We start from the raw sequence: 13,633 nt of genomic DNA, 5'->3' as shown, positions 1-13,633 counted from the left end.
AACCATCACTACCACGGGACTGGACGCCTTTTGGCCAACACCTGCCAGCCCTGATGCGATCCCTGTGGGAGCGGGCGAGCCCGCGAAGAAGCCAGCGCGCTGCATGGCACCGGCTGAGCCGGTGTTCGCGGGCCCGCTCACATAGGTATTGCACCTTTGTCTTGCCTACAATATCGCCAGCCGGTAATGGCGTGAGCCGGACGCCATGTCCGGCCCTGCACCGCCTGTTGCGCCTTGGGTCAACGGCGCAGCAGGCGAGAAATCACCAGTGTGACGGCGGCGGTGATGGCCAGTGCGGCGATAGGTTTTTCCTTGACGAACGAAGTCACCGTGTCCACGGCATCACCATAGGTCTTGGTCACCTGGCCTGCCGCCTGACGCGCATCGCCTTCGGCTTCCAGCGCCGGGTCTTCGACCAGCCGGCCTACAGCGCTCTGCGCCTTGCCTGCAAGGTTCTCGGCAACACCTTCGATCTGTTCGCGTTTCATGATGGCTACATTCCTTCCTGTAAGCGGCTTTGGGTTGACAGCACAGGGTTAGGGAGGTGAAGGGCGGCAATGGTTCCAACTACTCATCACCTTCAAGCCACACGCCCCTGCAAGGAATCGCACGTGGCGTGAGTGGGCGAGGCTAGCGCGCCTTCTTTTCCAGAATCCGCGCGCCGCTCCCTTCCTTGGCCAGCACATCCCCGGGGTTGCGCAGGGGGCAGTCCTGCAGTGACAGGCAGCCGCAGCCAATACAGTTGTCGAGGCTGTCGCGCAGCGCCTCCAGGGTACGGATGCGCGCATTCAGGTCTTCGCGCCAGGCGCTCGACATTTCGCCCCACTGCGCCGCGGTCAGCTTGCTGTTGGGCGCATAGCGGCTCAATGCCTGGCGGATTTCCTCCAGTGCGATACCGGTGCGCTGTGCCACCTTGATGATCGCCAGGGTGCGCAGTACCAGCGAAGGGTAGCGGCGCTGGTTGCCCGCCGTACGAACGCTGGCGATCAGCCCCTTGGCTTCATAAAAGTGCAGCGCTGACACTGCCACACCGCTGCGCTTGGCGACTTCGCCCACTGTAAGCATCCGCGTGTTGTCTGCTGCCATGCCTGTCGACCTTGCCTTGGGTTGAGCGCTGTAAGGGCGCCTTGAGTTGTGAAACGGCTTACCCCGCTGCGCGATCCCGGCGCAACTGGGTAACCAGGGTAAAACGGTCATGCGGGTGGATCGTCTCGGCCACGGCCATCAGGTCGCCGTTCTCTTCGCGGTAGTGGCGAATGATCTGCAACCCCGCCGAACCCACCTGCGCCTTCAGCGCGTGGGCCAGCTCTGCCGTCAGCGCTACCGCCCGTACTTGCTGGTCGATCACCGCGATCGCGCGGCCGTAATGCTGCTCGATCAGCCTGGCAATCGGCTGTTCGGGCTGCTCGCGAGCGCGTTCGATGACTTCGCCGTAGTCCCGCTGTGCATAGACCTGGGTGCAGCATAGCGGCGGCGCAGCCTGCGCCACGGCGATGCTCGACAGGCAAAAGTAGTGCTCACCCGGCACCAGCCCCAGCCGTGCCGCCTGGCCCAGGTCGGCAACGAAGTGCTGCACATCGCGGATCTGCCAGCGCTGATCTGGCGCCAGCTGTGTCAGGTCGGCGACGCTGGCCAGCGACTGCGTGTAGCCCCCGCGGGGGCTGCTGGCCTCGACCCGGGTGCCGACGCGCTTGCGTCGCGATACCAGCCCCTGGCCGAGCAACTGGTCGATCGCGGCACGTACCGTGTGCCGGCTCACACCGTAAAGGTCGCACAGCTCGTGCTCGGTTGGCAGCAGGCTGCCCACCGGATACCGGCCATTGGCAATGCCTGCCATCAAGTCCTTGGCTACAGTGGCATAGCGCGTCGGGTTCATACCTGTGTTCTGTCTCGCACCTGTCGTCGGCCGAGAGTGTACCAGCGACGTGTGCCGGGTGGTCGGCGAGCAGGCTGCACCTGGCTGTGCAGCCCAGCATCCACGGGGCCCGCTGACGCTTTTCAGGTGTTCTGCCTGGCCCGCAACAGCATCGCCGCCAGGGCGCACCCGAGCAAGGCCAGGCACGCCAGGTAGAATGCGTCGCTGTAGGCCATCAGGTACGCTTCGCGGCGAATGGTTGCCGCCAACCCCTCCAGCGCCTGTTGCTGCTGCGGCAACCAGCTCTGCACCGTGTGGTTGATGCGTTCCTGCATGCCCGGCTCGAACACGCTGACCTGCTCGTGGATGCGTTCGCTGTGGAAACGCTCGCGGGTGGCCACCAACTGGGTCAACCCGGCCGTCCCGACCGCGCCCCCCAGGTTGCGCAGCATCGAGAACACGGCCGACGCCGACCCGGCTTCACGCTTGTCCAGCCCGGCCACCGCCAGCACCGACAACGCTACCATGATGAACGGCTGGCCGATGCCACGTACCACAGTGGACGGGATGATCACGTTGTCGGCACTGTCGGCGCTCAGGCTTGCCCCCAGCCAGCAACCCAGGGCCATGATCAGGAAACCGCTGGCGACCATGAACTTGGCGCTGGTCCAGCCCATCAGCCGCGGCATCATGGGCGCCAGCAGCAACTGCACCACGCCATAGGCGATCAGTGCTACACCCACGTCGTGGGCGCTGAAGCCCTGCAGTTGCGACAGGTAGTTGGGCACCAGGAACACCAGGCCGAAGGTTGCCGCGCCGAAGATGAACATGGCCACACTGGCGACGCCGAAGTTGTAACGCCCCAGCAAGCGCAAGTTGATGAAGGCGCGCTGGCCGCGCAGTTGGGTAACCACGAACACCACCAGGGCAATGGCGGCAATCGCGCTCATGCCAACGATGAACGATGAGCCGAACCAGTCCAGCCTGCCGCCTTCTTCCAGCACGATCTGCAAGCCACCCAGGCCGATCACCATGGCCGCGATGCCCAGCCAGTCGCCTTTGCGCAGCAGCGCGAGTTGCATCGGCCTGGCGTCGATCGACCAGGCGATGGCGAACAGCAGGGCGATACCCGGGAACAGTTGCAGGTAGAAGATCCAGCGCCATGAATAGGCGTCGGTCAGCCAGCCGCCAATCGACGGCCCGGCCGCCTGTGCCACGCTGTTGGCCAGGCTGAACAGCGCCATGCCCATGGCCATCTTGCTGGCTGGCAGCTCGGTGATGATCAACTGGAACGACAGCGGGATCAGCACCGCGCCGGCCGCGCCCTGCACTACGCGCAGGGTGATCATCGTTTCCAGGTTGGGGGCCCACGAGCAGGCCACCGAGGCCAGCAGGAAGATCAGCGAGCCGGTCCACATCACCCGGCGCAGCGAAAACACTTCGACCAGCCACGCGGTCAGCGGGATCATGACGATTTCCGCCACCAGGTAGGCGGTGGAGATCCATGAGCCTTCCTCGAAGCTGGCCCCCAGCGAGCCACGGATTTCCGGCAGCGCGGCGCTGGTGACATGCACGTTCATGCCGGCCATGAAGCAGCAGAACAGGCCGCCGAGCACGGCGACCCAGGCGCGCAACGTGACGGGTTGCTCAGTGGCCATCGGCAACCTCGGCGTGGCGGGTGTCGACGATGCTCACCACCGACATGCCCGGCAGCAGCTGCAGGCCTGCGGGCGCTGGGTCGAGCAGGATGCGCACCGGGAAGCGCTGGACGATCTTGGTGAAGTTGCCAGTGGCGTTGTCCGACGGCAGCAGGGCGAAGACATTGCCCGAGGCGGGGGAGAAACTGGCCACACGGCCGTGCAGTGGCTGGCCGGCAAAGCTGTCGACGCGGATTTCCACGGGTTGCCCGGGGCGCATGCGGGCCAGTTGCGTTTCCTTGTAGTTGGCGACCACATAGGCCTGCTGTACCGGCACCACTGCCAACAGCGGCTGGCCGGGCACCACGTACTGGCCAGCACGCACGCGGCGTTGGCCCACGATGCCAGCGAGCGGCGCGCGAATCACGGTGTCGTGCTGGTCCTGGCTGGCCAGTTGCCGGCGAGCCTGGGCGTGGGCCAAGGCGGCTGCGCGCTGTTGCAGCTCGGCGTCGGCCTGGGTCGAGCGGGCCTTGGCCATGGCCAGTTGAGCGCGTTGTTCGCGCAGCGCGGCCTGGGCCCCTTGCAGCGCCGCTTGTGCCTGGGCCGCCTGGGCGTTGGCACTTTCCAGCCGCTGCGCGGTGGCCGCTTGATCGCGTACCAGGCCGCGGTAGCGCTGCACGTCCAGGGCAGTGCGTTGGCGTTCGGCGGTGGCGCTGCGCACGGTCGCTTCAGCCTGCTGGATGGCGTGCTGGCGCTGGTTGATGCGCTCGGCCGCGAGCTGTTGGCCAGCCTGTGCGGCGGCCAGTGCTGCCTGGGACTCGGCCACGCTGGCCTGGGCCTGCTCGACACGCGCGCGGTAGTCCTGGTCTTGCAGCCGTACCAGTACATCGCCGGCCTGGACTGGCTGGTCGTCCGCCACCTCCACCTTGGCAACATAGCCGGCAACGCGCGGGCTCAGTGCCACCCAATCGGCACGGACATAAGCATCGTCGGTGGTCTGCAGGTAGCGGCCGGTGGTGAGCCAGTAGCTGGCGAAGGCCAGCACCGTGACGGCCGCCAGGCTGCCGCCGGCGATCCAGGCCTGGCGGCGGCGGGGTCTGGTGCTGGCTTGCTGTGCTGCTTCGGCGGGGGCGTTCTGTTCTACGGCGGCATTCATGTTCGGTTTCCATTTCTGATGTTGGGGCTGCTGCGCAGCCCATCGCCGGCAAGCCAGCTCCCACAGGGACCGCGCTGGCCTTGACGTTTGTTACAGGGCAGCGACTCCCTGATCATTGAAAAGGCTCTCGGCCCAGCGCGGTCCCTGTGGGTTGTTGCTGCGCGCTACCACCGACCACCCAGCGCGCGGAACAGGTTGACCTGTGCCTGCGCCAGGCGCCCTTGGGCCTCGACCTGGCTGGCGCGCAAGCGGATCAGTTCGCGTTCGCTGTCGAGCAATGCCAGGCCGTCCACCGTGCCGGCGCGGTAGTTGTTCTGGGCCAGGGCAAAGCCCCGCTCGCTATGGCCAAGCGCTGCCTCCAGTGCCTGCAGGCGCTGCCGCTCACCGGCGTAACGCGCCAGCGCCTGGCGCACGTCCTTCAGCGCATTCAATGCCACGCCCTGGTAGCGGGCGACCTGCGCCTGCTGCAATGCTCGAGCCTTGCCAACCCGAGCGCGATTGGCCTTCAGGTTGGGGAACTGCCAGTGAATCAGCGGGCCGATACCGAACATCACTGCGCGGCTGTCGCCGAGGTCGGCCAGGTGAGCGGCGGAGGAGGTCAACGAGGCGCCGAAGCTGACCTTCGGATACAGGTCCGCCCTGGCGATTTCGGTCTCCAGCGCAGCAGCCCGCAGTTCCCGTTCTGCCTGGCGCAGATCCGGCCTTCGCTCGAGCAGGCGCCACCCATCGCCAAGTGGTAGCGGCACCGACACCGTGGGGATGGCGCTGCAGTCGCCTACCGGTGCCGCAGCCGCCTGGCCACTGAGCATGGCCAGTTCGTAAAGCGCCATTTGCCGCCTGGCAACGAGCATCGGCAGTTGCGCCCGCACCTGCTCACGCAAGCCCAGCAGGCGCTCGCTGTCGAGCGCCGTTGCCACGCCGGCCTGTTGCTGGCGTTCACTCAGTTGCACGCTGCGCTCAAGGCTTTGCAACGACTGCCTGGCCTGGGCCAGGCGTGCGCCATACACGCATTGAGCCAGGTAGGCGCGGCTGGTCTGGGTGACCACCTGCAGGCGTACCAGGTCCCGTGCTGCAGCGCTGGCATCGGCTTGAGCGCGGGCACGCTCGATGGCCGCACGTACCTGGCCCCAGACATCCACCTGGTAGGCCAGCTCGATGCCGGGGCTGAATTGCCATTGTGACGGCGCATGGCTGTCAGTGGCCTCGGCCAGGGTCTGGTCATCGGCGCTCTTGCCATAGGTTGCGCCAACCTCCACTGCAGTGGCGGGCCAGCGGCGCGCGTCGAATTCACCGATACCCGCCAGCATGGCCTGCACAGTGGCGTCTGCCTGGGCCAGGTCCTGGTTATGCGCCAGGGCCAGCTGTACCCAGTGGTTGAGTTGCGGGTCCTGGAACAGCGCCCACCATTGCGCGGGTAACGGCTGCTGGCTGACCCCCGCCGGCAGGTCTGCCAACGGGTTTGCCTGCAGCACGGGTGGCGGCGCGGCGGGGGCCGGCTGCCGCGTGCACGCCGTGAGGGCACCGAGCACGGCGAGCGTGGCGCCCAGCCGGGCAGCGAAGGGAGAAAAGTGCAGTAAAGGCATCACACAGGCCACTTGAAGAGGGTGATGCGAGGTTAACCAGGGACGGGGAAGCGGCGCTGTCGCAAGCAGGACAAGCCTGCGCGCAAGCGGGACAACCTGCTGTTCAGTGACCGCGTGTGAGGTTGTGCTGCCAGTCACTCGGCGCGTAGCCGAGGATGCGCTTGAACATGGCGGTGAACGCGCTTGCACTTTGGTAACCGTGCTCCAGCGCCACGTTGAGAATCGGCTGCCCCTGCGCCAGGCATTGCTGGCTGAGCATCACCCGCGCGCGGGCGCGCCACTCGCCATACGACATGCCCAGTTCGCGTTGAAACAGCCGCGCCACGCTGCGCGCACTCAGGTTCAACTGCGCGCCACACTGCGCCAGCGTCAGGTCCTGGGCCGGGTCCTGGAGAAAGCCCTCGCACCAGGCACGCAAGCGCGGGTGCGAGGGCGTGGGCACGAAGGCATGGATGCGCCGAGCGGCGGACAACTCGTTAAGGATCAATGCCCGCGCATGCTCGCCGTCACGCCGGTCGAGCATGCGTGACGCGGCCAGGATCAGTTCGCGCAGCAAGCCGGATACCACGATGACCTGGCAGCACGCGATGCCGGCGTCGAGCAGCAACGTGCGCATGCTCACCACGCCCTGCATGCGGATGGCGTGGCTGACCCCGGCAGGCACCCACAGTGCATGCCCGCCGGGGATCACCCAGTCGCCTCCCGCGCTGCTGACGCGCATTACCCCGCTGGCGGCATAGATCAGCTGGTCTTCAGCGTGGCAATGGCTGGCAACCTGGTCGCCGTGGCCGTAGTCCATCTCCAGTGTTCGCATTCAAGGCACCCTCGATATTGGATCCAATTATACGGCGGTGGATTTTCATCGGGTTGCGATGGTGGGCATGGAAAAGGGGTGACCAAGACGCAAAATGGCTGTTTGGCAGTTGAACGTGGTGAATTATTGCCAGGCGAGTGCTACGCACAACAAATAACGCGGCTTCTGTTGTCAGATCCAGACATCATTGACCGCGGTGCGCTCGCCGCCTTCATGCCCGGTGTTCAGAATGCCGCGGGGCTCGATCATCATCAGTTTCGCTTCGCCCTCTGCGGCTGTCCTGTGTTCGATACCGCGCGGCACGACGTACAGCTCACCGGGGTTGACGTACACACAGCCATCGGGCAGATCGATGCGCAAAACACCCTCCAGCACCAGAAATGCTTCGTCGGTTTCCGGGTGTGCGTGCCAGATGAATTCGCCTTCGATGCGCACCACCTTGAACTGATAGTCGTTCATTTCGGCAACGACCCTGGGGCTCCACTGCTGCTCGATCAGCGACGCTTTGTGCAGCAGGTTGGCAGGCTGGGAGGGGATACGGGCTTCAGACATGACAATTCCTCGTTGAGTGGAGTGGCCAGCCTAGCGGTCTGCAACAGGCGCATCTTGTACGATCCTGCAAGTCAGCGCGTGGGGCGCAGGCGCTCCAGCCAACGCAAGGGCGGCACCCCATAGCAACGGGTGAAATGCCGGGTCATGTGGCTCTGGTCATGAAAGCCGGCAGCAAGCGCCGCATCGACCAGGCTGAACCCGTCGACCACCATGCGCCGCAAACAGTCCAGGCGGCGCAAGGTGACGAAGCGGTAGGGGCTGGTGCCGTACAGCGTGCGAAAATCACGCGACAGGCTCCAGCGCTCGCGGCCGCTGGCCTGTTCGAGCATGTCCAGGGTAATGCTCTGGTGCAGGTGCGCCATGATGAAGGCTCGGGCACGTTCGGCGGCTTGGTAGTCCAGGCGCTTGCGCCCGCGTGGTTTGCCGCCGACCGCCAACAAGGCCATGGCCAGGTCGTACAGGGCGTCCTGCTGCTCCAGCGGCTCCAACGGGTGGTCCACGGCCTGTACCAGTGCCTCGCTGGCCTGGTACAGCCGTGGGTCGCTGGACAGCCCGCCAGCGATGAAGGGCAGCGGCTGGCCACCCAGCACGTTCTGGATCAGGGCCGGGTCGACGTACGCCATGCGGTAGCGAAAGCCTGCGTTGGTGCCGGCCATGCCGTCATGCAGCTCGTCCGGGTGCAGCACCAGGGTGTTGCCGGGTATGCCGTGGCGCAGCGAGCCCTTGTAATGGAAGCTTTGCACGCCGGCCAGGGTTCGCCCGACCGAGTAGGTATCGTGGCGATGCGGGTCGTAACCGTGGCTGCCGAACCAGGCCTCGATACGCTCGATGCCGCCCGGCTGGTCGCTGCGGATTACCCAGTCGGACGGTGGCGGGTCAGCTTTACGGTTCATCGCGGTGGGAGCCTGGGCGGAGCACGGCTGGGGCGGCCGTGAGGGGAGGAGAAGGAAGGGTAACCGGACTGTCCGCTGTCGGGCAATCGGGTCGCCGCCAAGGGCCGCCCTGCCAGGTTATCTACCAACGTTGACTCGACCAGGGTGCTTGTCAGTGCTGAAATCGAGCAAGCACAACCACAATGGGCCGGGAGCGCCAATGAACCGCAACGAACTGCGCAAAGCCGATATCAACCTGATGGTGGTGTTCGAAGCGCTGATGCAGGAGCGCAACCTTACCCGCGCCGCAGAAAAGCTGTTCGTCGCCCAACCTACGGTCAGCGCTGCGCTGGCGAGGTTGCGGGCGATGTTCAATGACCCGTTGCTGATCCGTGTGGGCAACCGCATGGAGCCATCGGCCCGCGCCCAGGAGGTGATCAAGCACCTCACCCCGGCCCTGGATGCGATGTCTGTGGCCCTTAGCCTGACCCACGATTTCGACCCCCTTTCCAGCAAGATGACCTTTCGCATCGGTTTGTCCGATGACGTCGAGTCCGGGCTGTTGCCGCCCTTGTTGCGGGCGCTGCGGGTCGAGGCGCCGAACGTGGTGGTGGTCGTGCAGCACGTGGATTACTGGCGCATTCCCGACTTGCTGGCGGCGGGTGATGTCACGGTCGGCATCAGCCAGACCCGGGGCCTGCCGGCCAATGCCAAGCGCAAGGTATTGCGCTGCATGCAGGCCAGGGTGGTGCGCGCCGACAAATCCACCACGGCGTTGACGTTGGATGAGTTCTGCGCCCGCCCGCACGTTCAGGTTTCGCCTACGGCCAATACCCACGGTGTAGTCGATGACTGGCTCAAGGAGTTGGGGCGCGAACGCCAGGTGGTGTTGTCGGTGCCGCAATTCAGTACGCTGCCGGCGATCCTGGCCGGTACCGAACTGCTGGCCTGCTGCCCCGATTATGCGGCCCAGGGGATGGAGCGATGGGGCAACCTGCAGGCCGAGCAACTGCCGTTCGCCGCCACGGCGCTGGAGCTGGCCATGGTCTGGCTAAGCACTACCGACAATGACCCGGCCGAACGCTGGCTGCGCGGCCGCCTGGAGCACTACATGGGCGGTATGGCCTAGCCGGCAGAAGGGCGCTTAAAGGCCCGCTTCCAGGTCCAGCAGGTCCTGCACGGTCTGCCGCCGGCGGATCATCCGCAGTGCACCGTTCTCGATCAGGAACTCTGGCAGCAGTGGCCGGCTGTTGTAGTTGGACGACATCGATGCGCCATAGGCCCCGGCATCGTGGATCACCAGCAGGTCGCCCACCTGTGCTTGCGGCAGGTCTTGCGGGGTGAGTTCCTGGTCGTCCTGGGTGAATACGTCACCCGACTCGCACAGCGGCCCGGCCACCACGGTTGGCTGGCGTGGGCGCTCCACCGGCTGGCCGTTGGCATCGAGCAGGGTCATGCCGTGGTAGGCGCCGTACATGGCCGGGCGCATCAGGTCGTTGAAGCCGGCGTCGATCATCACGAAGGTATTGCGCCCCACCTGTTTCACCGCCCGCACCTCGGCCACCAGGTAGCCGCACTCGGCCACCAGGAAGCGGCCGGGTTCGATCTCCATACGCACCGGGTGGCCGAGCATCGCTTCGATTTCCTTGCGTGCCACTGCCCAGGTCTGGGCGTAGCGCTGCAGGTCGACGGGCTTGTCGCTGCTGCGGTAGGGGGTGGAAAGCCCGCCCCCGATGGAAAACGCCTCGATGTCCACCCCCAGGCGGCCGACCAGTTCGATCATCGAGCGGGCTACCTGTTCCAGGTGCTGGTAATCCACGCCCGAGCCAATGTGCATGTGCACGCCGACCAGGTGCAGGCCGTGTGCCTTGATCACGCCCAGCGCTTCGTCCAGCTGCTCATGCCAGATGCCGTGCTTGCTGTTTTCACCGCCGGTGTTGGTCTTGCGGCTGTGGCCGTGGCCAAAGCCGGGGTTGATGCGGACCCACACGCGGTGGCCAGGGGAGCGCTCGCCCAGCTGGCGCAGCATGTCGATGGAGCCGGCGTTCACTTCGATCTTTTCTGCCACCACCCGCTCCAGGGTAGGCCGGTCCAGTGCATCGCAGGTCAGCACCACGCCGGCCGGGTCGCCCTGAACGCTGGCGCCGGCAGCGAAGGCCCGCTCCATCTCGCCCAGCGAAACGGCGTCCAGCACCAGGCCGTGGCCGCGCATCAGGCGCAGCACGTGCAGGTTGGGGTTGGCTTTCTGGGCGAAGCGTACGGTGTCGAACACCTTCAGCTGTTCGACACGCTCGGCGATGGTGCCGGTGTCGTAGGCCCACAACGGCGAGCCATGTTGGCGCACTGCCTCGGCCAGGAGGGTGAAGGGTGTTGTCATGTTGGCGCTACTCGCTCAGGTGATACCAGGAAGGAAAGCAGGATGCGATAAAGCAGGAATTCAGAAAAATAGCTTTTTTTCTGTCGGCCATTCATATCTGATATGGCCACTGTCATTACGCAGGGCGTTGCCGTGAAATTGTCCGTCCGCCATATCGAAGTGTTCCGCGCCATCATGGCGGCGGGCAGCGTCACCGCTGCAGCTCGCCTGCTGTTCACTTCGCAGCCCACCGTCAGCCGGGAGCTGGCCCGGCTGGAGCAGGTCACCGGGCTGAACCTGTTCCAGCGCGAAGGTGGGCGGCTGGTGCCGACAGCCCAGGCACTGCTGTTGATCGAGGAGGTGGAGCGCGCCTATGTCGGGCTGGAGCGGATCGACCGCTTTGCCCAGGCCATTCGCAATTTCGAGCAGGGCCGGTTGGCCATCACCTGCCTGCCGCTGTTCTCGCAAACCCTGCTGCCCAAGGCCTGCCAGCGCTTTCACCAGCAGCACCGGGGGGTGAGTGTGAGCATTCTGGCCCAGGAATCGCCGTTGCTGGAGGAGTCACTGGTGGCCCAGCAGCACGACCTGGGCCTGACCGAGGTCGAGCAGATACCGCGCGGGGCGTATGGGGAGCGGCTGTTCAGTGCCAACATGGTGTGCGTGCTGCCCGAACACCACCCGTTGCAGGCCAAGGCCGAGCTGGCGTTGAGCGATTTTCACGAAGTCGATTTCATCAACCTGGCCAGCCTGGACACCTACCGCCAGCAACTGGACCAGCACTTTCGCGCGGCGGGTGTGAACCGCCGTACGGTGATCGAGACGACCAGTGCGGCCTCGGTCTGCGCCATGGTGCGCCAGGGCCTGGGGGTTGCCATCATCAACCCGCTGAGCGGCCTGGAGGCCGCGCAGGGCGGGCTGCCGATCCGGCCGTTGCGGGTGTCGGTGCCGTACCAGGTGATGCTGATCCGCCCGGATCATCGGCCGGCTTCGGCTGCGGTGGAGCCGTTTTGTGAGGCATTGCGGGCGCAGGCTAAAGCAATGCAACAAGCGCTGGCATGAGCAGGGGCGACGCGCGGCGTATCAAGCCCTAAAGCTCGCAGACGAAGGTGCCAGTCCCGGCCAGGATGTTCTCCAGGGTTTCCTTCACCTCATCCAGGTCACTGAGGTCGCTGGTCAGGTTGATTTCCAGCACCTCATCCCCCTTCAGCGCATCGCGGTCACCGGCGGCCACTTCGATCAGCAGGCGCTTGGCACTCAAGGTCACTTTCAGCCCGTCCAGCGTCGACGGCTCGTCATCCAGGGTCAGGTCGACGGTGTCTTCGTCCGGGTAGCGGGTAAGCAGGAACATCTGGCCCTTGTCGCTATGGCAGCACAGGGTCGCCATATTGTCTTCCTCGTCATCGCAAGGGGTGGCGAACAGCAGGGCGGTGTTGATTTGCATGAGCAGGCTCGGATCAAAGGAAACGGAAGGGAATTCTGACAGTCTTGGCTACATGCATAAACGTAAAGTTACCGCCCCTTGACCGAAATTGTCGCAGCGCTGCAAGCCTTGATGACCGATCAGTCGTTAAGCTTCGCCAGGCCCGGGCGTGCCTGCGCACGTTCCACCTCTGGTTTTTACCGTCCGCCTTGCCACGGGTTGGCTATCGTTGATCCGTAAATGGCGCACGCAGCGACGCTTCAACTATTACAAAGCCCAAGCGGAGTACCACAGATGGCGTTCTTCACCGCAGCCAGCAAAGCCGACTTCCAGCACCAACTGCAAGCGGCCCTGGCGCAGCACATCAGCGAACAGTCCCTGCCACAAGTGGCGCTGTTCGCCGATCAGTTCTTCGGCATCATCTCTCTGGACGAACTCACCCAGCGCAGGCTTTCCGACCTGGCCGGCTGCACCCTGTCGGCCTGGCGCATCATCGAGCGTTTCGACCCCCAGTCCCCGCAAGTACGCGTGTACAACCCCGATTACGAGCGCAACGGCTGGCAGTCGACCCACACCGTGGTCGAGGTGCTGCACCACGACCTGCCGTTCCTCGTCGACTCGGTACGTACCGAGCTCAACCGCCGCGGCTATAGCATCCACACCCTGCAAACCACCGTGCTCAGCGTGCGCCGGGGCGCCAACGGCGAGCTGCTGGAGCTGCTGCCCAAGGGCAGCCGGGGCGAGGGGGTGCAGCACGAGTCGCTGATGTACCTGGAGATCGACCGCTGCGCCAACGCCGCCGAACTGGCCGTGTTGACCCGCGAGATCGAACAGGTGCTGGCCGAGGTTCGGGTGGCGGTTGCCGACTTCGAGCCGATGAAAGCCAAGCTGCAGGAAGTGCTCGCCAAGGTGGAGCACACCGCGTTCGGCCCGGCGCAAAACGAGAAGGGCGAGGTCAAGGCCTTCCTCGAGTGGCTGCTGGACAACCACTTCACCTTCCTCGGCTATGAGGAATTCACCGTTGCCAGCACCGCCGATGGCGGCCAGATGGTCTACGACGAACAGTCGTTCCTCGGCCTGCCGCGCCGCCTGCGTGTGGGCCTGACGGCCGACGAACTGCGCATCGAAGACTACGCCGTGGCTTACCTCAACGAGCCGCTGCTGCTGTCGTTCGCCAAGGCCGCGCTGCCCAGCCGCGTGCACCGCCCGGCCTACCCGGACTACGTCTCGATCCGCCAGCTGGACGCCGACGGCAAGGTCATCAAGGAGCACCGCTTCATGGGCCTGTACACCTCGTCGGTGTACGGCGAAAGCGTGCATGCCATACCGTACATCCGCGGCAAGGTCGCTGAAGTGGAGCGCCGCTCGGGCTTCGATCCCAAGGCTCA

General features: G+C 65.3%; 13 protein-coding genes and 1 pseudogene. 3 read left to right on the top strand and 11 right to left on the bottom strand.

Features of this window, described 5'->3' with window-relative positions:
- Nucleotides 1–239: 239 nt before the first annotated feature.
- The 9 genes from APH30_RS21585 to APH30_RS21545 form a co-directional block, all read right to left on the bottom strand.
- On the bottom strand, nt 240–488 hold the full coding sequence (locus APH30_RS21585; RefSeq protein WP_009683472.1) for a CsbD family protein: 249 nt from the start codon (nt 486–488) through the stop codon (nt 240–242).
- Nucleotides 489–630: 142 nt separating this feature from the next.
- Entirely contained in the window at nt 631–1,086 is a 456-nt protein-coding gene (gene soxR / locus APH30_RS21580) for a redox-sensitive transcriptional activator SoxR (RefSeq protein WP_029886682.1), read from the bottom strand.
- 58 nt (nt 1,087–1,144) lie between these two features.
- Nucleotides 1,145–1,876: a GntR family transcriptional regulator gene (locus APH30_RS21575; protein ID WP_054913720.1), complete on the bottom strand. Its 732-nt coding sequence runs from the start codon at nt 1,874–1,876 to the stop codon at nt 1,145–1,147.
- A 122-nt stretch (nt 1,877–1,998) separates the two neighbouring features.
- Nucleotides 1,999–3,513 carry a DHA2 family efflux MFS transporter permease subunit gene (locus tag APH30_RS21570; protein WP_054913719.1) on the bottom strand — a complete coding sequence of 505 codons (1,515 nt, stop codon included), beginning with the start codon at nt 3,511–3,513 and terminating at the stop codon, nt 1,999–2,001.
- Nucleotides 3,503–4,648: an HlyD family secretion protein gene (locus APH30_RS21565; RefSeq protein WP_054913718.1), complete on the bottom strand. Its 1,146-nt coding sequence runs from the start codon at nt 4,646–4,648 to the stop codon at nt 3,503–3,505. Before APH30_RS21565 ends, APH30_RS21570 begins: the two co-directional genes overlap by 11 nt.
- 164 nt (nt 4,649–4,812) lie before the next feature.
- Nucleotides 4,813–6,231 carry an efflux transporter outer membrane subunit gene (locus APH30_RS21560; RefSeq protein ID WP_220460379.1) on the bottom strand — a complete coding sequence of 473 codons (1,419 nt, stop codon included), beginning with the start codon at nt 6,229–6,231 and terminating at the stop codon, nt 4,813–4,815.
- A 103-nt stretch (nt 6,232–6,334) separates the two neighbouring features.
- Nucleotides 6,335–7,045 (bottom strand): helix-turn-helix transcriptional regulator, encoded by a 711-nt coding sequence (locus APH30_RS21555; protein WP_009684034.1) that lies wholly within the window; start codon nt 7,043–7,045, stop codon nt 6,335–6,337.
- A 171-nt stretch (nt 7,046–7,216) separates the two neighbouring features.
- On the bottom strand, nt 7,217–7,597 hold the full coding sequence (locus tag APH30_RS21550) for a cupin domain-containing protein (RefSeq protein ID WP_009684033.1): 381 nt from the start codon (nt 7,595–7,597) through the stop codon (nt 7,217–7,219).
- A 71-nt stretch (nt 7,598–7,668) separates the two neighbouring features.
- Nucleotides 7,669–8,490, bottom strand: a complete 822-nt coding sequence (locus APH30_RS21545) for an AraC family transcriptional regulator (protein ID WP_009684032.1) — start codon at nt 8,488–8,490, stop codon at nt 7,669–7,671.
- A 199-nt stretch (nt 8,491–8,689) separates the two neighbouring features.
- Here APH30_RS21545 and APH30_RS21540 point away from each other — a divergent pair, with 199 nt between their 5' ends.
- Nucleotides 8,690–9,598, top strand: a complete 909-nt coding sequence (locus APH30_RS21540) for a LysR substrate-binding domain-containing protein (protein ID WP_156326592.1) — start codon at nt 8,690–8,692, stop codon at nt 9,596–9,598.
- Nucleotides 9,599–9,613: 15 nt separating this feature from the next.
- On the opposite strand, the gene lysA is transcribed toward APH30_RS21540, so the two are convergent.
- The gene (gene lysA, locus APH30_RS21535; protein WP_009684030.1) at nt 9,614–10,846 is read right to left on the bottom strand and encodes a diaminopimelate decarboxylase; all 1,233 of its coding nucleotides are present in this window, start codon (nt 10,844–10,846) and stop codon (nt 9,614–9,616) included.
- 132 nt (nt 10,847–10,978) lie between these two features.
- Between lysA and APH30_RS21530 the strand changes: the two genes are divergently transcribed.
- A complete protein-coding gene (locus tag APH30_RS21530) occupies nt 10,979–11,884 on the top strand; it encodes a LysR family transcriptional regulator (RefSeq protein ID WP_029887872.1) in 906 nt (301 codons plus the stop codon).
- A 28-nt stretch (nt 11,885–11,912) separates the two neighbouring features.
- On the opposite strand, the gene APH30_RS21525 is transcribed toward APH30_RS21530, so the two are convergent.
- Nucleotides 11,913–12,266 (bottom strand): hypothetical protein, encoded by a 354-nt coding sequence (locus APH30_RS21525; protein ID WP_009684028.1) that lies wholly within the window; start codon nt 12,264–12,266, stop codon nt 11,913–11,915.
- 273 nt (nt 12,267–12,539) lie between these two features.
- On the opposite strand from APH30_RS21525, the pseudogene APH30_RS21520 reads away from it, so the two are divergent.
- Nucleotides 12,540–13,633 (top strand): annotated as a pseudogene (locus APH30_RS21520) (NAD-glutamate dehydrogenase domain-containing protein); the annotation flags it as partial.

Source organism: Pseudomonas sp. NBRC 111127, from assembly GCF_001320345.1.
In the GTDB taxonomy this organism is placed as follows: domain Bacteria; phylum Pseudomonadota; class Gammaproteobacteria; order Pseudomonadales; family Pseudomonadaceae; genus Aquipseudomonas; species Aquipseudomonas juntendi.
This window is presented reverse-complemented; position numbering and strand designations above follow the sequence as displayed.